Origin of the sequence: Sediminispirochaeta smaragdinae DSM 11293 (assembly GCF_000143985.1) — a bacterium.
Classification (GTDB): domain Bacteria; phylum Spirochaetota; class Spirochaetia; order DSM-16054; family Sediminispirochaetaceae; genus Sediminispirochaeta; species Sediminispirochaeta smaragdinae.
Window position 1 is genome coordinate 4,493,808 of record NC_014364.1, and the last position, 19,199, is coordinate 4,513,006.

General features: G+C 39.7%; 22 protein-coding genes and 1 pseudogene. 17 read left to right on the forward strand and 6 right to left on the reverse strand.

Features of this window, described 5'->3' with window-relative positions; translation table 11 throughout:
• Positions 1-108 precede the first annotated feature (108 nt).
• From SPIRS_RS20895 to SPIRS_RS20965, 17 genes are all read left to right on the forward strand, one after another.
• Positions 109-1,227, forward strand: a complete 1,119-nt coding sequence (locus tag SPIRS_RS20895; protein WP_013256687.1) for a hypothetical protein — start codon at positions 109-111, stop codon at positions 1,225-1,227.
• A 276-nt stretch (positions 1,228-1,503) separates the two neighbouring features.
• Positions 1,504-2,292 (forward strand): alpha/beta fold hydrolase, encoded by a 789-nt coding sequence (locus SPIRS_RS20900; protein ID WP_013256688.1) that lies wholly within the window; start codon positions 1,504-1,506, stop codon positions 2,290-2,292.
• Between the two features lie 163 nt (positions 2,293-2,455).
• Positions 2,456-2,941: a hypothetical protein gene (locus tag SPIRS_RS20905; RefSeq protein ID WP_013256689.1), complete on the forward strand. Its 486-nt coding sequence runs from the start codon at positions 2,456-2,458 to the stop codon at positions 2,939-2,941.
• A gap of 519 nt (positions 2,942-3,460) precedes the next feature.
• Positions 3,461-4,036, forward strand: a complete 576-nt coding sequence (locus SPIRS_RS20910) for a YdeI/OmpD-associated family protein (RefSeq protein ID WP_245537645.1) — start codon at positions 3,461-3,463, stop codon at positions 4,034-4,036.
• An 88-nt stretch (positions 4,037-4,124) separates the two neighbouring features.
• Complete coding sequence (locus tag SPIRS_RS20915; RefSeq protein ID WP_013256691.1) at positions 4,125-4,535, forward strand: SRPBCC family protein; 411 nt, start codon at positions 4,125-4,127, stop codon at positions 4,533-4,535.
• Positions 4,536-4,604: 69 nt separating this feature from the next.
• Complete coding sequence (locus tag SPIRS_RS20920) at positions 4,605-4,997, forward strand: AAA family ATPase (RefSeq protein WP_171814792.1); 393 nt, start codon at positions 4,605-4,607, stop codon at positions 4,995-4,997.
• 269 nt (positions 4,998-5,266) lie between these two features.
• Complete coding sequence (locus SPIRS_RS20925; protein WP_013256692.1) at positions 5,267-5,812, forward strand: GNAT family N-acetyltransferase; 546 nt, start codon at positions 5,267-5,269, stop codon at positions 5,810-5,812.
• Between the two features lie 174 nt (positions 5,813-5,986).
• The gene (locus SPIRS_RS20930; RefSeq protein ID WP_013256693.1) at positions 5,987-6,544 is read left to right on the forward strand and encodes a GNAT family N-acetyltransferase; all 558 of its coding nucleotides are present in this window, start codon (positions 5,987-5,989) and stop codon (positions 6,542-6,544) included.
• A 3-nt stretch (positions 6,545-6,547) separates the two neighbouring features.
• Positions 6,548-6,829 carry a hypothetical protein gene (locus tag SPIRS_RS20935; protein ID WP_013256694.1) on the forward strand — a complete coding sequence of 94 codons (282 nt, stop codon included), beginning with the start codon at positions 6,548-6,550 and terminating at the stop codon, positions 6,827-6,829.
• 13 nt (positions 6,830-6,842) lie between these two features.
• Entirely contained in the window at positions 6,843-7,235 is a 393-nt protein-coding gene (locus SPIRS_RS20940; protein ID WP_013256695.1) for a VOC family protein, read from the forward strand.
• A gap of 142 nt (positions 7,236-7,377) precedes the next feature.
• A complete protein-coding gene (locus tag SPIRS_RS20945; protein WP_013256696.1) occupies positions 7,378-7,797 on the forward strand; it encodes a VOC family protein in 420 nt (139 codons plus the stop codon).
• A gap of 403 nt (positions 7,798-8,200) precedes the next feature.
• Positions 8,201-8,458: a hypothetical protein gene (locus tag SPIRS_RS22460; protein WP_013256697.1), complete on the forward strand. Its 258-nt coding sequence runs from the start codon at positions 8,201-8,203 to the stop codon at positions 8,456-8,458.
• Positions 8,459-8,659: 201 nt separating this feature from the next.
• Positions 8,660-8,866 (forward strand): AbrB/MazE/SpoVT family DNA-binding domain-containing protein, encoded by a 207-nt coding sequence (locus SPIRS_RS20950; RefSeq protein ID WP_013256698.1) that lies wholly within the window; start codon positions 8,660-8,662, stop codon positions 8,864-8,866.
• Between the two features lie 31 nt (positions 8,867-8,897).
• Positions 8,898-9,218: a type II toxin-antitoxin system death-on-curing family toxin gene (locus tag SPIRS_RS20955; protein ID WP_171814793.1), complete on the forward strand. Its 321-nt coding sequence runs from the start codon at positions 8,898-8,900 to the stop codon at positions 9,216-9,218.
• Positions 9,219-9,379: 161 nt separating this feature from the next.
• Positions 9,380-9,634 (forward strand): BrnT family toxin, encoded by a 255-nt coding sequence (locus SPIRS_RS22270; RefSeq protein WP_013256700.1) that lies wholly within the window; start codon positions 9,380-9,382, stop codon positions 9,632-9,634.
• A 4-nt stretch (positions 9,635-9,638) separates the two neighbouring features.
• A complete protein-coding gene (locus tag SPIRS_RS20960; protein WP_013256701.1) occupies positions 9,639-9,854 on the forward strand; it encodes a CopG family antitoxin in 216 nt (71 codons plus the stop codon).
• Positions 9,855-10,497: 643 nt separating this feature from the next.
• On the forward strand, positions 10,498-11,259 hold the full coding sequence (locus tag SPIRS_RS20965; RefSeq protein ID WP_013256702.1) for an MBL fold metallo-hydrolase: 762 nt from the start codon (positions 10,498-10,500) through the stop codon (positions 11,257-11,259).
• A 280-nt stretch (positions 11,260-11,539) separates the two neighbouring features.
• Here SPIRS_RS20965 and SPIRS_RS20970 read toward each other — a convergent pair whose 3' ends face one another.
• From SPIRS_RS20970 to dmpG, 6 genes and pseudogenes are all read right to left on the reverse strand, one after another.
• Complete coding sequence (locus tag SPIRS_RS20970) at positions 11,540-13,882, reverse strand: glycyl radical protein (RefSeq protein WP_013256703.1); 2,343 nt, start codon at positions 13,880-13,882, stop codon at positions 11,540-11,542.
• Between the two features lie 44 nt (positions 13,883-13,926).
• Positions 13,927-14,913: a glycyl-radical enzyme activating protein gene (locus SPIRS_RS22015; RefSeq protein WP_171814794.1), complete on the reverse strand. Its 987-nt coding sequence runs from the start codon at positions 14,911-14,913 to the stop codon at positions 13,927-13,929.
• Positions 14,914-15,204: 291 nt separating this feature from the next.
• Positions 15,205-16,493: pseudogene (locus SPIRS_RS22800) on the reverse strand (TRAP transporter large permease).
• A 92-nt stretch (positions 16,494-16,585) separates the two neighbouring features.
• Positions 16,586-17,080 carry a TRAP transporter small permease gene (locus SPIRS_RS20985; protein ID WP_013256705.1) on the reverse strand — a complete coding sequence of 165 codons (495 nt, stop codon included), beginning with the start codon at positions 17,078-17,080 and terminating at the stop codon, positions 16,586-16,588.
• 17 nt (positions 17,081-17,097) lie between these two features.
• A complete protein-coding gene (locus SPIRS_RS20990; RefSeq protein WP_013256706.1) occupies positions 17,098-18,102 on the reverse strand; it encodes a TRAP transporter substrate-binding protein in 1,005 nt (334 codons plus the stop codon).
• A gap of 81 nt (positions 18,103-18,183) precedes the next feature.
• On the reverse strand, positions 18,184-19,197 hold the full coding sequence (gene dmpG, locus SPIRS_RS20995; RefSeq protein ID WP_013256707.1) for a 4-hydroxy-2-oxovalerate aldolase: 1,014 nt from the start codon (positions 19,195-19,197) through the stop codon (positions 18,184-18,186).
• Between the last annotated feature and the right edge of the window lie 2 nt (positions 19,198-19,199).

Here is a 19,199-nt window from a genome sequence, read left to right on the forward strand (position 1 = left end):
CCTATTCAGCAATCCTTAACTACTGTCCGGAATCGTGGTGGAAAATGAATAAAATCTCCTTTTCTCGTAGTTACTTATAGTAAGAACAATACGAAAAAGGAGTTTCCCATGTTTCATCCCCCCTTCTGCCCCAATCCCCATTGCCTCAACCACTTCTCTCCAAAAGGCCACTGGTTCTTTAGAACAGGCTCCTACTCTACCCAAACCTCTCCCCGCATCCAAAAGTTCAAATGCAAAACCTGCCACCTCTCCTTCTCCACTCGCACCTTCAGCATCGACTACTGGACCCATTTCCACCTCCCCTACACAACCATCCTCTCTCACCTCGTCACCAGCTCCGGTATCAGAGACCTCTCCCGTATCCTTAAGGTCTCATGCTCCACCATCTCAGACCGTATCCGTCGCCTTTCCCACCAGTGCCTTGCCTCTTCCGCCTCCCTCACCTCAGACATGAACCTCCACGAAGACCTGGTCGCAGACGGCTTTGAAAGCTTTGTCTGTTCCCAGTACCTCCCCAACAACATCCACATCCTGGCAGGAAAAGACTCCCAGTTCTGGTTCCTCTCCGACTATGCACAGCTGACCAGAAAGGGACGAATGACCTGCTATCAGAAGAAGAAAAACAGGGTGATCAAAGAGAAGCTAAAGGTCTATAGAGGAAGTGTTTATCAGTCGTTTCAGAATGTCGTGGCAAAGGTGCTTGCCCTGACCGAGCAATCGGAGAGGGATAGGGTGAAGTTGTATACCGATGAGCATACGCAATACAAAAGGGTGATGAAGGGGCTACCGGCAGAGATGGCAGGAATGATAGAGCACCACAGGATCAGTTCGAAGAGGGTTCGGGATCTGTGTAATCCCCTCTTTAGTGTGAATTACCTTGACAGGGAGATACGGAAGGATGACTCGGATCATGTGAGGCAGACGGTCCAGTTTGCAAGGAGTACGGTGAACATGCTGGAGCGGCTTGAGATCTACCGGTATTATCACAACTTTATGAAGCCCTATCGGGTTGGGGGAAAGGATGAGAAGCGGGGGCAGACACATGGGGTGGTGGCTGGGATAGAGGGAAAGAGGATAGCGTCCGAGCTGAGGACTCTTTACAGTAGGCGGAGGTTTTTCTTACGGAATCAGCCCATGAATCGGAGTGGGAGGGAGCTGTGGGTCAGGTGTATTCCTACACCCTTACGGTGGATGATTGACTATCTGCCCTCTTATGCATGGGCTTAAAGGTAAAGGAATCACCACGATTCCGGACAGTAGATAAAGAATTAGTTGGATATCTTTGTTTTGGCGAATCTGCACAAGTACCAATTGGCAAAACGCTGAATTCCTATGATGATAAGAGTTTCATTGATATCGGGTTAGGGTTACAACCAGAATTATGCGGAAAAGGATATGGATTTGACTTTACTATATGTGGATTACGATGTGCGAAAAATATGCTCTCGGCTAAGCATAAAGCGTTATGTGTAATTGCCCTATTTTTAAAGGACTGGAGAATACATGATATTTACATCGACATTTGGAGAAATCAATTACGAGATAACAGGTACCGGAAGTCCATTATTAATGATTCATGGTACTCCATTTTCCTCTAAAGAATGGTCCCAGATAAAAGATGCTTTAAAATATAAGTATGAAATCTATACATATGATTTGTTGGGATATGGGCTTTCTGAAAAGGCTGAAGATGTTTCTCTTGCAATCCAAAATAACGTATTATGTGAACTTTTGGATTTTTGGGATCTTGATAACCCAGATGTTGTCGCTCATGATTTTGGAGGGGCAACACTTCTTCGCTCAATACTTCTGAATAATTGTCATTACAATAAAATAATGCTCATTGATGTTGTTGCATTAGCGCCATGGGGGTCGCCTTTTGTGCAGCATGTCAGAAAACATGAACATGTATTTAATGGAATACCCGACTATATTCATAAAGCCATGGTCCAAGCGTATATTAAAGATGCAATTTACTCAAAAGTAACAGATAAAGATATTGATTTTCTTGTTCAACCATGGCTATCAAGTTCAGGGAAGAAAGCTTTTTACCGGCAAATAGCTCAGATGGATCAAAAATATACAGATGAGATTGAAGATCGTCTTTTTCAAATAAAAAATGAGACAAGAATTTTGTGGGGCGAAGAAGATAATTGGATTCCTCTAAAAATCGGAAAACAATTACATAAAAAATTACCCAGTTCATCATTTAGAGCAATTCCGGAATCAAATCACTTGATGCAAATAGATAAACCAAATGAAATAATCAAGGAAATAGAAGAGTTCTTCTAAGATCATAAAAGCTCTAAAAAAACCAAAACCGACATTCGTGTCAGCCGCCTTGATATCAAAAACGTCGAAAGCCCATTAAGGGGGATGCACAAAATAGGAATTGAAGGGATGGTATATGCATGATATGCTTGAGGATAAAGAAAGTTGGGATGAAAGTTAGATTATGAATGAAAAAGTTATCCCCTATAGTCCTAAGAATGGAAAAATCGGCTGCATGGTAGGAAAAGAGATTAAAGTAACACACAGTGTGTTACTTAAAGCACTCCAATTCTATATAACCGACTATGGTCTACCGCAATCAAATTACAGCTATGGAATTTTACAATTCTCCGAAAAGAATAGCTTATTTACATTACTAGAAGAATCCTATACAGAGGCGAAAGAAATAAATGGAGAGATGTGGGTAAAAAATGAGCTACATAAACCTCTTTTGCTTCAACCAGGAAGATATCTAATGTTTATGAAATGGAATACTCCTCCTGGAGATAGAGGTACAAGCGCTCAGACCATAGGTTTTATCGAGTCGGATAATTGCCCTGATATAAGTTGGATGAATTGGAGTGGTTCCAATAATGATTGGCATAAAGATACTGGCCCATACAAAGGTAACTTTATGATTGAACCTATCTATATTGAGATAGTTGAATAATCGCACGCTCGACTTCATTTAACACATATTAGGATTCGAACTGTCAAGCATGAATTCCATCTAACTTTAAAGATTATTGTAATCGGATATTATTCTGATTGCAAAAGTCAGCAATCCTGTTATTCTCCTGATCATGGAATGACGTATCCCCTAGGAGGAACGGGTATTGAATTGTTGCCGTCCTTTTATGGAAATGACAAGGTGATTCAAATTGTTAGAGAGAATACCCTGAAATGAAGGCTCTTTCAGCTATAATCATGAAGCGAATGGATATAGCTAATACGAGAATGGTCATAGTAACAAAACAGGGCCAACTGAAAACGAACTAAAGGCAATACCCCAAAATTACTCAGGCTGTATATGGACTGAAAGAATAGATCGAATAGGAAGATTATATAAGCCAAATCTTTAAAAAATGGGTCTTGAAAAGCCGCTATCAAAGAAGAAGAATTTATGCATTATCTTCGTATCCATGGTCAATTTAAAGTAAAGAAATTATACTACCGTTTATGAGGGAGAATGATGAGCAAGCAATTACTATTTCATTCTAGAGACGAATTCAGAAAATGGTTGCAAAACAATTGTTCCCAAGATGAAAGTGTCTGGTTACTATTTGAAAAGGGCAAGGATTCAACAACCTTGTCTGCACACGATGCACTTAAAGAAGCTCTATGTTTTGGCTGGATTGACGGACAATTCGGCAAAGCTAATGAGAGTGATGATACAAAATATAGTAAGAAATTCTCACCTCGTAGGAAAAAAAGTAAATGGTCTGAGAAAAATAAGAAATTAGCAGAAGCATTAACTCAATCAGGATTAATGACTGAATATGGTCTTCAAGCTATTGAAGATGCAAAACGTGACGGAATGTGGAATCCCCAAAAAAAGAAAGACAACTTGGCAGAAAAGATATTGTTATTAGAATCAGCATTAATAGAGTTTCCGGAACTATATGATACGTTTAAACATTATCCGCCGTCTGGCAGGAAAACATTATCATACTATTTTGCAGATGCTAAAAAAGAAGAAACCAAAAAGAAAAGGTTGACTCAGATAATAGATGCAATAAAGAGTAATAAAAAAAGCGTAATGTGATCTTGCTTAATGGCCTAATAGCAACTCGCATATTCACAAAACGTTATGCGTAAGTTTGATTCAAAAGGTAATAGGAGGAGAAATCACAATGAAAAGTCGAATATCTACTGCTACAGAGGTCTTGAATTCCAGAATCGAAAAGGTCTGGGATGCTATTACGGATAATGAAAACTGGCAATGGCGAAGTGATCTTCAGAATCTTACAATACTTAGTGATAAGGAGTTTATCGAATACGGTAAAGGTGGAATGGAAATTCACTTTACAATAACGAAAAAAGAAGAATATAAAGTCTATGGTTTTACCATGGACAGCAAATATTTTTCTGGAGAATGGATAGGCAATTTTGAAAACTTATCGGATGGAAAGACAAAGATTACATTTACAGAATCCTTAGTGTATAAGAAACTGTTCCTCAGAATATTTGCAACGCTATTTATTAATCTTAAGGCCATTCAAGACGTATATATGCGTGATTTGAAGAATAAACTGAATGAATAGCGCATGCAATTTCCGACCAACCATTTCTAAAAAACATAAATTTTAACAATTAACGGGGTTACTATGTCAATGAACCAACGCAATTATTTCATTCTTACTGGAGCAATGGGAGGTGGGAAGTCCACAATACTAAAGCTACTGAAAAAAATGGATATTAATTGTGTCTCTGAACCAGCCAGAGTAATTTTGTATGAACAACGCTTGATATCAGCAGCTGGTGTTCCGGAAAATGATCCGAATCTATTTACCCAATTGATGCTTTCAAGAGCTACAATTCTTTACAAGAATAATGCAGTTGAAAGAAGTCTGTTACATGTTTTTGATAGAGGAATACCTGATCTAATTGCTTATGCAGAGCTATTTAATCTTGAAACAAACATCTACTATAATGCAGCTGAGGCATACAGATATAATCCAAATGTCTTTTTCTTCAAGGGATGGGGGGGGAATTTATACAACTGATGACGAAAGAAAAATGACATATCAGCAAGCGAATGAATTTGGAGAAAGAGTTGCTGAAATATATAAAACTTTAGGATACAATATAATTGAAGTTCCGAGGGTTTCAGCTGAAGAACGGGCTGCATTTATTTATCAGAAGTTACATGAAATGAGTTAATTGAGTCATAAATTTGATAAACGGAATGGTCAGGAATAGCGGATAGGTAATTTCGCATTGCTTCATCAAAATTGGCCATTGGGCGAAGATTAAAAACGATACAGAGGAAACCATGGAACAAACAATTCCTAAAAAGAAAAACTATGTCATTAACATTGAATCAAATAGATTGCTGTTACGAAATATTTTACCCAAAGATAAGAATTTTATAATTGACCTTTGGACCAATTCAGACGTTACAGAATACATGGGTGGCCCTAGAGATAGAAACAAAATGAACATCGACGTACAGGAAAATATTGATAATCCTTTTCAAGACGAATATGACCTTTGGATTTTGGTAGATAAAGCTACAGGAACTTCAATTGGACATTGCGGATTACTTAAAAAAGATGTAGAGGGAATCGACGAGACTGAAGTAATCTATGTCATAGATATCAAATTTTGGGGAAAAGGCTATGCCACAGAAATTGCGCATATGCTTATTGATTATGCTTTTAAAGTAAAAAAACTCAATAGCGTTATTGCATTAATAAAACCTCAAAATACGGCATCTGAAAAAGTAGCTTCCAATATAGGCATGAGACTGGAAAAAGAAATTATCAGACAGGGAAATATACCAATGCTGCTGTATAGAAAAGAAAATGATAAAACATAGACTTCAATCGATAACTACAGGGAATACATTGCAGCTTTGGCAAATTACCCATTTGCACAGTTCTGCAAAAAGTATGATATACTTTTTCCCAATTATTCATACCTACAAGGGGCCTGGTTAACTTCGAATGTTCACGGAATGCGATAGAATATCGGAGACAAAAGGAAGAATTACATGATAAACATTAGGCATGCAAATATTTCTGAAAAAGAAAAAACGTATAGATGGTTATGTTTATCTGATACAGCTAATTTACACATGGGTATACCGGATTATCCAGAAAGTCCGATACCTGATTGGGTTCAATTTCAAAATGAGTTTGAAGATTTTTACTATCTCGAGAGTGGAAGGCAAAAAGGCTCTATGATGATCATCGAAAGTGATAAAGAAGAAATTGGATGCTTATGTTATGCCTGCTTTCACTTAAGACCAGATTCTGCAGAACTGGATATTTGGCTGAAGGAAAAGAGGTATTGCGGGAAAGGGTTCGGACCGCAAGCACTGCACCTACTTGTGCAATATGTAGCTGAGAAGCAAAACGTTAAAAAGTTTATCATTAGGCCATCTGAAAAAAACATTAGGGCAATCGCGGCATATGAAAAAGTTGGTTTTATCAGAACCAGGAATAAAGAAAATACAATTCGGAAATATCTAAAACACACATATTTGAAAAAACATGGTGCAGGTGATTATGGTTTTAGAAATACAGCAGTCCTAATAATGGAGAAATAATGTATGCATCTGTTAGCAGAAAATGCTTTATGGGAAACTATTTCTGAGTTTGTAACTCCTGATGGAAATGTAATAAACGCAAGAGGAGAAACAGAGATTATCATTAATAAGAATAAAATAGAAAATAGTGACATGAATGGGTTTGAAGTGATTATCCGCAACAACCATGTATGTAAAGCTTATGGAGCTCTCTATAATAACGATGAGCTAATCAATTCCTGGAACGCAAATATGAATCGGAAGGGAAAAGCGCATAATAAAGCATCACGGTACATACACTTTTAAACAGAGGCTAATAATGAAACTGGAAGGATTTGGAATATTCGTCAACGACATGGCATTGATGGTTCGCTTTTATAGAGACGTTTTAGGGTTTGATATCAAAGAAGATGAAAACACAACAAATGTATTTTTAGAAAAAGATGGAACATTGTTCTTGCTTTATCGTAGGACTGATTTTGAAAAGATGGTAAATCACAATTTTAAATATGTACAAAAATTAAATGGTCATAGTGAGATAGCTTTAAGCGTAGAGAATTTTGAAGCTGTTGATAGAACATATAATGAAGTCCTTAGCAAAGGGGCTGTTTCCGTACTTGAGCCGACAACAGAACCATGGGGACAAAGAACCTGTTATATAGCAGATCCTGAAGGGAATTTAGTTGAAATTGGTTCATTTCAGAAGGAGTAATTGGAATCAGCACCTATCTGAAATGATGAAAAACGTTTTATTAATGTTCCTTCCTGTCTTGATTTGAGGCTTCTCTTAGAGTTGTGAGATATTTCGAAAATCGATATCATAATAGGCTGATAGGATCAATCAAGGAGATGGAGTGAAACAATCAATTGTTCATATCGCTTTAGTTGTTAGAGATTATGATGAAGCCATTGATTTCTATACGCAGAAGTTAGGGTTTACTTTATTAGAAGATACTTACCAGCCTGAGCAAGATAAACGATGGGTTGTCGTAGCCCCTCCTGGTTCGGAAGGAACTTCCATTCTCTTGGCTAGAGCTTCAAAAGAAGAGCAGGTTCCATTTATCGGAAATCAAGCAGGTGGGCGGGTTTTCCTATTTCTCCGTACCGATGATTTTTGGCGTGATTATGATAGAATGCAATCGATTGGAATTACGTTTGTGAGGTCACCCAAAGAAGCAGAATATGGCATAGTTGCGGTATTTGAAGATTTATATGGGAATTTATGGGATCTGGTTCAATTTGCAAAGGACCATTTGCTAACAAAGGGGTTATAAAGAAATCTTGTCAAGGAAGATCATATTATGATACATGGCTATCCATCTACATCTTTCCTGATCTTTGTCACATTTGGTTTTCCCATGTTTTTTTACGTATGGTACTATTGTTTTGGACCGCTGATTTGGTGCGAAAGACATATGCCGACCAGCTCCACCGGTCCTGTAAGTTCGTATATCCTCGGACGGTACATGAAAATTTCGACTAAAATTCGTAAATGAAGCCTTATCAGCCATGGTTATCTGCATAAAATTCATGTTGATAAAAGAAGTTATGCGAAAGTCTTTTTCAGAAGAAATTTGAAGAGTTATCGTGCCATCCTTAGCACGATTTGAAGGAGAGGAAGCGGATGATCAAAATAAAAAGTATTGATGAAAACACTTACAAAAACTTTTTGAGAAGATGGTTAAACTCTATGCAGAAGAATCAATTCAAGCGGGAAGATGGAAAGAATCAGAAAAATTATTACCTAATAAATATGAAACTCCAAATAATTATATGTACAATATTCTAAATGATGAAGCAGTTGTCGGATATATTTGGGCAGGAAGTGATGGTCCTGAGAAAAAAGAAGTTTTTATTTATGCTTTTGAAGGATTTGAAGACTTAGACTCTGCAATAACCATCCGTGGTTATTGCAGGAGAGTTCAAACTTCCTGAAAAAGACCTACGCATAACAGGGGCTATGTGCTTCGTCGCTATACGTTCCTCGGGCTTCGCCAAACTGGCCCTGCGGGCAACGACACATATTCGCGGGACGTTTAGACGCCACTTAAGCGATCATTTAAATCAACACGCTTGAAATTTCAAATCAGATTATATATATTAGAGATAAGAACAATGTAAGAACGGAGGTGCGTCATGATTAAACAACTTCAAAAGATCGGCAATAGTCGAGGAATAATTATTGATCGTGCCATTCTCGATCTGCTCAATGTGCCAGAAGATTCCTCTTTCGAAGTAACCCAGGAGAATGGTGGATTGTTCCTTCGCCCTCTTTCTGTCAAAGAAGCATATGAACAGGTCGCCAAGAAGCACCGAAAGTCACTAAACAAGCTCGCTAAGTAATATGAATATTCGCTTTCGGACACTCGAGGAAGTGCAAGAGATTCATAGAAGTGAGATTGCAACAGCTGGTGGTGCTCCTGGGATCAGAGATATAGACAGACTCAAGTCTGCCATTGGAGCAGCACAAACTACATTTGATGGCAAGCTTCTAATGGGCACGTTTGAGATAGCAGCTACGTATGTTCATTCCATCGCATTCAATCATCCTTTCCTCGATGACAATAAAAGAACAGCAACTGCAGCAGGCCTCACATTTTTGTTTTTGAATGGTTATACACTTGAAGAAGGCTACGACGAGGAGCTTACCGATACAGTCCTTAAGCTGGTGAAAGGTGAAATCAGTCTCTTTTAATGATTTCAAAAAAGAGGCGTTAAACGATCATGAAGTTCTTTATAGCGAAAGTTCTGTTGAGGCACCCTCATTCACCTACGGCCAACTTTCGCCATTTGCTGGAAGTTATAGGAAATTTAAAATAACTTGATTTATACTTATCTTATAATTATAATATAATTATGATATCCTTTGAATGGGATAAGGCAAAAAATGCGATCAATATTCAAAAGCATGGCGTTTCATTTGAAGAAGCACAATCCGTGTTTTATGATGAATCGCACTCTGATTTAGAAGATAGATTCATTATGTTGGGATTTAGTAGCCACTTACGCTTATTAGTTGTTTGCCACTGTATACGAAAGAAAAAATCCGTAATCCGAATTATCTCAGCTCGTAAAGCTACTACTAACGAATCAAAATACTATGGAGGGTGATATTATGAGAGACGAATATGATTTTTCTAGAATGAAATCTCGTAAGAATCCATATGCAAAAAAGCTCAAGAAACAAATTACTATAAGGCTTGCAGTAGAGACTATAGATTATTTTAAGGGCTTAGCGGAAGAATCTGGCTTACCATATCAAACCCTTATAGATTTATATTTAGATGATTGCGCTAGAAATAACAAGAAAATGGAAGTTAAATGGAACTAAGAGTATTTTTGACTTCCGATAGCAGAGGAATGATGCGATATGAAGAACGAGGTTACATACGACAAGGATTGTTAGCGGCTAAAGAGGTGGAAGATGTACTTCCCCCTCCAGAGTTGTTAATACCAAGAGAAGAGACAAAAAAATAGCGATCACACTTTCTAAAAAGAGCATTGCCTTCTTCAAACAAATCTCAGAGGAAACAAATACTCCATATCAACAAATGATTCGTAAGGTTTTAGATAGATATACAGATCATTATGTAAAATAAGGGAAATGGGCACGGTTGATATGCGGTTCCATCATCATTCGCGTGTGATGTAAACCGTGTTGAATTCCCTTCAAATTATGTTAATAGAAACGTCAATAAAAACTTTCTGAGGATGCCTAGTTACAGAATTTTACTAGTGTGTTACCCTATAAAAATAGGCGAAAAACAGGCAATCTGTACTTCGGGAGTAAAAAGAAGCACAAATGGATACATACACAGATAATATTGAGGGGAGGTAGGTGTGATATCTGTATTCCAATCAAATAATCACCATCTGTACTTCCTCAAATAGATTCTTGCATTCTGGGGGGATTATTGGGCTAGAATATTTCACTCCCTCAATGACAAGTTGGAAATAGTATAAAGGAAAAATATATGAGCGATTGGTTCACCATAGATGAAATTGATGAAAAAACTTTTATTATCAGCGAATATCGCCATTGGGAAGAAACGCATTGTTATCTTTTAAATGGATCTGGAATGAGTTTGCTGATCGATACCGGTCTTGGCATATGTAATATATATGATGAGGTTCTTAGGCTCACTGAAAATCCAATAACTGCTGTGGCAACGCACATTCATTGGGATCATATTGGAGGTCATGAATACTTTCCTGATTTTTATGCACATCAAGATGAATTGAATTGGCTGAATGGAGAGTTCCCTCTGACAATGAATCAGATTAAAGATATGGTCGTTGATCGTTGCGACCTGCCAGAAGGGTATGATGTAAATGAGTACAAATTTTTTCAGGGAAATCCAACAAGGGTCCTGAACGATAATGATACGATAGATATTGGCGGCCGCTCTATTCAAATTTATCATACACCAGGACATTCCCCAGGCCATATGTGTTTCTGGGAAAAAGAACATGGTTATCTTTTCACCGGAGACTTAGTTTACAAAGATACTTTATTTGCCTATTATCCATCCACCGATCCAGAGGCATATCTCAACTCTTTGGAAAGGATAGCAGCATTGCCAGTGAAGCGTGTGTTCCCGGGGCATCACTCCCTGGACATTCACCCAGAGATTCTGACAAGAATGCGTAACGCTTTTCGACAATTGCAAAATGATGGCAAATTACATCACGGTAGCGGTACATTTGAGTATGGCGATTGGGCAGTATGGCTGTAATTTGATACCTGAATTTAAATATTAGTGCTGGATACAGCAGATACATTTGAGGACCAATACTAAAAGTGCGAAAGTTTTAAGCGCTACCGGGTTAATAGCTGATCCTCAAAATTCATCCCCAACTGTTGCCAATTAGCAATTGGATTGGGGATGTATCATTTTGAACCAATATACTTACCCCATTCATACCCTCTCTTAGATCGGTTTTTGCCGGAGCGGGATAATGGTCGAGGATCATAAGAATACACTTCACCAACGCTGAAGCTCCCAAAATCAGCATTTATTTGTGTTCTGTGCGGCGGATAATATCCTCCTGCAGATCTCTGCAAATCGCTGTAAAAAATACGGAAAAACCGGCAACGCGAACGACCAGGTTGGCATATTTTTGAGGTTCTTTCTGTGCTTTCAGCAGTGTCTCACGACTCACAACGTTGAATTGCACCTGACCAATGCCCAGATCCCTGCATGCCTTAATAATGGAAACCAATACCTCAATACCGTCTTTTCCCTGAACAACCGACGGATTCAATTTGATATTGAACAATGAGCCATTGGTAAACTGGCATTGGTCAATGCAGCTGACCGATTTTATCAGCGCAGTAGGTCCAAGCTTGTCGCGCCCCTGTGCTGCGGAAACCCCGCCATCGGCCAGTACTTCGCCGAACCGTTTGCCGTCGGGGAGATTACCTACCGCTTCGGAAAATGCAATATGAGTGGAAATACTTTGGAATCCCACGGTAAAGATGCCTCCGCGTGCATTTTTCATGCTCTTGAATTGGTCGCAGAATTTTTGAGAGATATCCGCTGCGATGTTGTCGACATACGGATCGTCATTCCCATATTTGGGCTGGGCCATCAAGTAACTCATAAACCCTGCATCGGGAGCAGAACTATCAAGGATTTCAACCAATTTTTCAAGCGAGACTGTTTTTTCGTCGTATACGATTTTCTTTATTGAAGCCAATGAATCGGCAGCATTCACCATTCCAACAGCATTGACCGCACTGAAATTATATCGTGCACCGCCTTCTTCAAAACTTTTACATCTTTCGACACAGTCTTCAATAAATAGAGACGCAAATGGACTTGGCGTTAGCTTACTATGCATTTTTTCAATAATATTGGCTCCATGGGTAAGCAAAAAGCAAAAACGCGCCACTTGTTCGTCATATGCCCGCATAAAATCGGCAAACGTTTTAAGTGAACAAAGCTCTCCAGTGTTTGGTCCCACCACAATACCGGTTATAGGGTCGATACCGTTATGCAGCACAAGCTCAACACACTTTGCAAGACAGACATAGCCCGCTGTATAAAATCCTTGGGTAGTACCTGGAACTTGCGGTTCCACACAACCGACCTCACCATATTGCCTTGCTTCCTCCAATGTATATCCGGCCTTTGTAAGTGCTGGTATAATCACATGATCATTGAAAAAAGCGGGCATTCCAAGTCCCAAAGCGGCTACTTCTGCTGCAGCCGAATAGAATTTATCAGATTCGGTTGAAGAAATACGAACCGACAGGGATGGCTGTGGCAGACGTGTTTCGGCCGTTGCCTCTAGGCATATATAGGAAAGCTCGTTTACGACATCATCCCCTTCCTCATTGATACCACCCAGGATTACATTCTGAAAAAGCGGATATCCGTCAAAACATTTCGATCCCTGAATATCTCGTATCTTGTTGAAATGATTGAATTTTATCCACAGACTGTCTATCAGTTCTTGGATGAACTGAGGACTTGTTCCTTTCGCAATCTCTTTTAGATAATAAGGATACATATACTGATCAAATCGACCTGGTGAAATACTATGGCCGTTCGTTTCAATATTCAGAATTGTATGGACAATAAAAAAACTTTGGACCGCTTCATACAAATCATTCGCCGGGTTCTCCGGTACTTTATCCAAGATTTCCGCCATCCGGGAAAGTTCCTGTGACCGTTCTGTCTCCTTCTCCTTTTTGGACAACTCCGTTGCAAGAGAACTGTAGCGTTTTGCAAAACGAATTGCCGCTTCAAGCACAATGATGCCGGAATCCAGAAAATCCTGCGCCTCCTGCGAAACTTCTTTTTCTTTCTTCTGCTGTAATAACGTAAGTAGATTCTTTACACCATGCTCAATAACCATTTCATAATCAATGATCATGTGACCTGTTCCTGAACTTAATCCAGAATGAATGATTGCCAACGTTTTTTCAGCATCCTTGATTTCATCCGAAAGATTATTCATGATATGATCATTGACATTTCTACCGTTCCATTTCGTCAGTACCTTTCTCAGAATTTCCTTTTTATCATTTGCAATCTTAAAACTACTGCTTTTTCTCAGATGTAAAACATCCAGTTCGCTTAGCAACCATTTTGTCGCAAACTCGGGAAATACGGGCGCGCTTCTAGGGGCGGAAGCCTGATTTCCTGCGATAAGTTCACCCGGTAAAATATATAACGTCATATGGTCAAGAACATTGGCAATGGCATCCGCCCGTTTACAGATGATGCTCTGATGCGCGCTATTCTCATATCCTTCGTCATACAAAACCGCTCGTTCAATGCACAAAGTCGGTTCATATCGCAAAAAATCCTTAACTAAGAAAGAAATTCTTTTGCTTGCTTTTCGAATCATCTGGTTTCTCCTTTACTATCGATTACTATCGATTGAAAAAGCATTTAACTCATTACTACTGCTTTTATTCCTCTGTCTCTGAAAATCCCGGTAATCTCCGAAAGCTCTCTGTCGGAATATTCGACTACATCCTGGTATTCGTATGACATTCCAAGAGCCTGGTATTTACCTCCGCCCAGGCGATGAAAAGGTAGTATCTCCACTTGTTCGAATTTGTCGGAATAGGGTGCAAGATACGTTGCATACTCATTAACCTGTTCCTCCGTATCATTAAATCCCGGGATGACGGCAAAACGAATGCGTACTCGTTTTTTGAGCTCAAAAAGTGACGTAAGATTTTGAATAGGTTTTTTTAGGTCCTGGCCCAACATGCTAATCGAAGCTGATTCGTCAATTGTTTTTAAGTCGAATAGAACCAGATCACTTTCCTTAGCCAGATGTATAAAATCGGTTTCATCAACATAGCCACAGGTTTCAAAGGCAGTTGAGATATTATGTGCCTTTAGTTCTTTTAATAACTCACAGGAGAATTCCGAAAACATAACAGGCTCGCCACCGGAGAGGGTCACGCCTCCTCCCGAATGAAAATAAAACATAGAGTCTGCGAGGCAGATCTCCACCACGTCTTGTACCGTCATGGGTGTACCGGAAACCTGACGAGCCCCGGTATAACAAACGGATGCGCATTCACCACATCCAACGCATCTTGCCTGAATGGTTTCAAAGGCGGGGCCAATTGCCTTATTGGGACAAACTGATATGCATTTGCCACAGTGAATACAAAGGCTTTCATAGTAAAAAATCCTGGTTTTTTTTAACTGGCCTTCAGGATTACTACACCATCCGCAACGTAACGGACACCCCTGGAAGAACACGGTCGTTCTGATCCCCGGTCCGTCATGAAGACTGAATCTTTGTATTTTGAAAATATTTACAACGTGTTTTTCTTGATCCAAAATGATTTCCACAATATATCTACTAGTAAAGTAAGTATTGATTTTACATCCTACACGCTTCGATCTATCGTCCAAGAAATGGAGGTCATAAATAGCCACGTATAGAAAACCGTATGGTCTAATGAACAATGCATTTTGCCACTATAATCTGTTCGACGCGCTGTTTACTAACAATTCCTACAGCGCAGAGATTTACCGTCATTCCAAGATGAATCCCGTCGATGCCGAAAGTCATGGCCCTTGGCTGAAATATCGGCATCAAAAAAACATAATGGAAATACCTTCACCCCTTTGGTACATGCTTTTACACATGCACCGCAGCAGCTTATGCATAATTGCTTATAATAGCGCCTACCCGGTGACTGGTTACTGAAAAAATAAATTGGGTAACCATTGTGAAAGCGCAGGTATAAATATAACTAATAATAGAGTAATAACCATTGAAGGCAAGTACTTGACACTTTCTCTGGTTACTGCTGATACAGGCAATTCCGCCACATCGGCCATAACAAATAGGCATATACCAAAGGGGGGGGTAATGATACCCGTCATCAATGCAACTACCATAACAACACCAAAATGTATAGGATCGATTCCCAAATTATTGATGATAGGCATCAGTATCGGAGTAACGAGTAATATGGCTGCAGTGGTGTCAAGAAAACATCCCGTTACAAACAATACTGCTGCAATTATCAATAAAGCCGCTGTCTGGCTGGAATTACAGATTGGCATTAAGAAATTGTATATAACTATTGACAACCCTTCCCGGGTAAGAATCCATGTGAAAAAACCAGCTGTAGCGATAATAAACATGAAAATTCCTGATGTCGTAACTGTATCTTTTAGCGTCTCTATTAAACTTTTCCAGGTGATCTCATGGTAAATTAGGCCTAAAATAAATCATAGTCAATTGCAATTACAGCTGCTTCAGTAGGGGTGACAATACCTAATGAAATACCACCTATGATTATTATCGGTGTAAGCATGGGAGGCAAAGCCTTAACGATAGACTTTGGTATTTCCTTTGCAGGTACTTTAATAACCGGCCAGCTTTTTCCATCCCCGAAATGAGCTCTTAGAGCGATAAAAATCATCAGGCTTCCAGCCATAAGAAGCCCCGGCAAAATACCTCCTAGAAAAAGACGCCCTATAGACATTCCTGCCGTCGCTCCCAGAACTACCATTGCAACACTAGGAGGAATTAATGGTCCCAGTACACTTGATGCTGCTGTGACCCCTGCTGAAAAATCTTTTTTAAATCCTGCTTTTGTCATCATCTTCATCTCAATTTGTCCAAGCCCCCCTGTATCACCTACAGCCGTACCTGACATGGAAGCGAAAAGCATACTGGTTATAACGTTGGAATGAGCCAATCCGCCTCGAAAACGTCCGACCAGGGCTATCGCAAGGTCAAATAACCGATTGGTTACTCCGGAACTATTCATCATACGTCCTGAGAGCAAAAAAGCAGGAAGTGCTATCAATACAAAGTTAAACAATGGTGAAGTCATGCTGTGTGGTATAAATTCAAGCGGCATTCCATTCATAAAAAGATACAGCATACCAGGGACCCCTAATGCAAATGCAACAGGCATTCCCGCAACGAGCAGAAGAAGAAACAATGCCACCATAATAAATATTGTAAACCCCATATGAAACAACCTTCTTTCACAAGATTTCTCGCATAATTGGTGATCTCAGCTGAAACCATCAATGCTTGATATATTAATGTTAATCTATGAAATTATTCTGATACCTTAATTCTTAAACTTTGGATTATCTCTATCAGTTCTACGACATAAACTACAGTCATATAAAATGAGACTATCAATATAGGCAGGTAAAAGTATACTCTTGGTATATCAAGCGCCACGCTGGCATGAGTATCCATTTGCGGCAGCAGGATAATCGAACCTAAAAATATCAATATCATTAAAAAAATAATCAAGATAACGGTACACATTTTAACTATATCTCTATGCTTAGGTGATAGCTTTCCCGTAATAAAATCTACCGAAACATGTCTTCTTTTTGCCGAGGCAACACCAGCACCTAAAAATGAAAGCCATATAAAAAGAAATGTACAAAGTTCTTCGGTCCAATCGAATGGGCTATTGAAAACATATCTACTAATAATTCCCGCTGTCATTACTAATATTATGGTACCCAGTACTAAAACCCCCGCAATCATTTGGATTTTTTCACCCAACATTACGAGACCTTTTAATGTTTTCAACATTGTTTTCACCACCTCGTCTATTTAATTGCTTGTATTCTGGCGTATAAACCTTCTGCCCATAAACCTGACTTTTCAAGTTCTTCTGCCTTTTGGGCAACCCTTTCTCTCATGGCAGTAACGTCGGACTCAATAAACTGGGTACCGTCGGCTTTCATTTTATCAAGATAATCGTTAAGCGACTCCTTGACTGATTCGGAATACCAGTCACCGGCTTCGTTGCTTGCGGCAAGCAGAATTTCCTGCTGGTCCTGACTAAGTGAGTTGTATCTTTTCTCATTAATCATTACCACAATATTATCTCGCTGGTGCTCTGTTACTGATATTAATTTCGAGGGTTCATAGAATTTCATGGTATACATGTTATCCATTGGAGCCTCGCAAGCATCAACAACTCCCTGCTTAAGAGCAAGATATGTCTCTCCCCATGCAATCTGAGTTGGTTTTGCTCCCAAGGCCGCTACTGATTCCAGATATCCCTTAATATCAGGAACTCTCACTTTTAACCCTGTAAAATCATCAAGCGTCCTGATTGGTTTTGTTGCTGCTACCGAGCGGGGAATTCTTACCCAATTATTCGCCAGCACCCGAATACCTTTTTCTTCACGAAATGTATCTTCAAACTCTTGCATAATATCACTGCTTAGATATTTGCGGTAATGATCCTCATCCCTAAATGTAAAGAACAGCGTTTCTACTTGTTTGTCGGGTACAAAAGTAGCCCCCCATGATCCGGAATCAATAAACATATCCTGTGAGCCCATACTAACGGCTTCAACCTGATTGATAGCAGCCCCAAGCTGACTGGCTGGGAAAACCTGTATTTCAATACTACCGCTACTTTTTTCCTTTGCAATATCGGCAAGCTTTTGCATTGCCTCCGTTGAGATATCGTCTACAGCCTGAATACCTCCACATTTTAAGACTACCTTGTTCGAAGTTTGTGATTTTTGACCGCAAGATACTAATGAAATAAGTACACAAAAAACAAGAATACTAACCAGAACCTTCACCAATGATTTCATCTTTTCCTCCTTTCATATTTTCTAGAAAATTTCATATGTTTTATAACATATGAATAATTCCCGTTTGCAATAAACATGAGCTTACCGCTCCTCCTTTGCCGCTTTCGACATTTCATATGCTACATCGATGCAAAGATCCTCCTGCCCTTCGGTGCATTTTCTCGCACCGACCTCGGCAATCACTTTTCGTGAATCGACGCCATATTTTTCGGCGGCTCTCTGGGCAAAAAGGCGGAAACTGGAATACACGCCGGCATAGCCCAGCATCAAACAGTCGCTTGTAAGGTCCATCGGTCTCGGCATCAGCGGTACGATCAGTTCATCGCCAATATTTAGTATTTCAAAAAGGTCAATTCCGGTCTCGATGGAAAGTCTATTAGCTGCCGCTACAAGAAGCTCAGTGGGGCAATTGCCGGCTCCAGCTCCGAAGCCCTTTAGACACGTATCGATATGTTCCGCTCCGCATTCTATTGCAACCAGCGAGTTGGCAAGGGCAAGCTGCAGATTATTATGTCCGTGAAATCCGATGGGCACGTTAAGCGCTTCCTTCATTGCCGTAAACCGTTCCCGGATCTGCCCCGGAAGCATGTATCCGGATCCATCAAAGAGATAAACGACATCAGCACCATACGACTCCATTAATTTTGCCTGTCTGACAGTTGCCTCCACATCCAGAACCTGCGCCTGAGTCAAAATCGCCCTGGTTTCAAAACCCATTTTTTTTGCCATTTCAATATGCTGCATGGCAATGTCGGCTTCCGTTATTTGTGTGGACACTCGAACTATTTGTACTCCACACCGTTTCGCCATTTCAAAGTTCTCTCTGGTGCCGATACCCGGAAGTACGATAATTGCAAGTTTCGCATGTTTGAGCACGGAAGCAGCGGCCGTCAGATATTCCTCATCGCTTGCATATCCGATACCGTATTGACAGGAGCTTCCCGAAAGGCCGTTACCATGTCCGACCTCAATGGCATCCACACCAGTTTTATCAAGTCTTCCGGCTATTTCAGCCACCTGATCAGGAGTGAACTGATGAGATAAAGCGTGTTGTCCGTCTCTAAGCGTATCATCAAGTATTTTGATTTTTACCATAA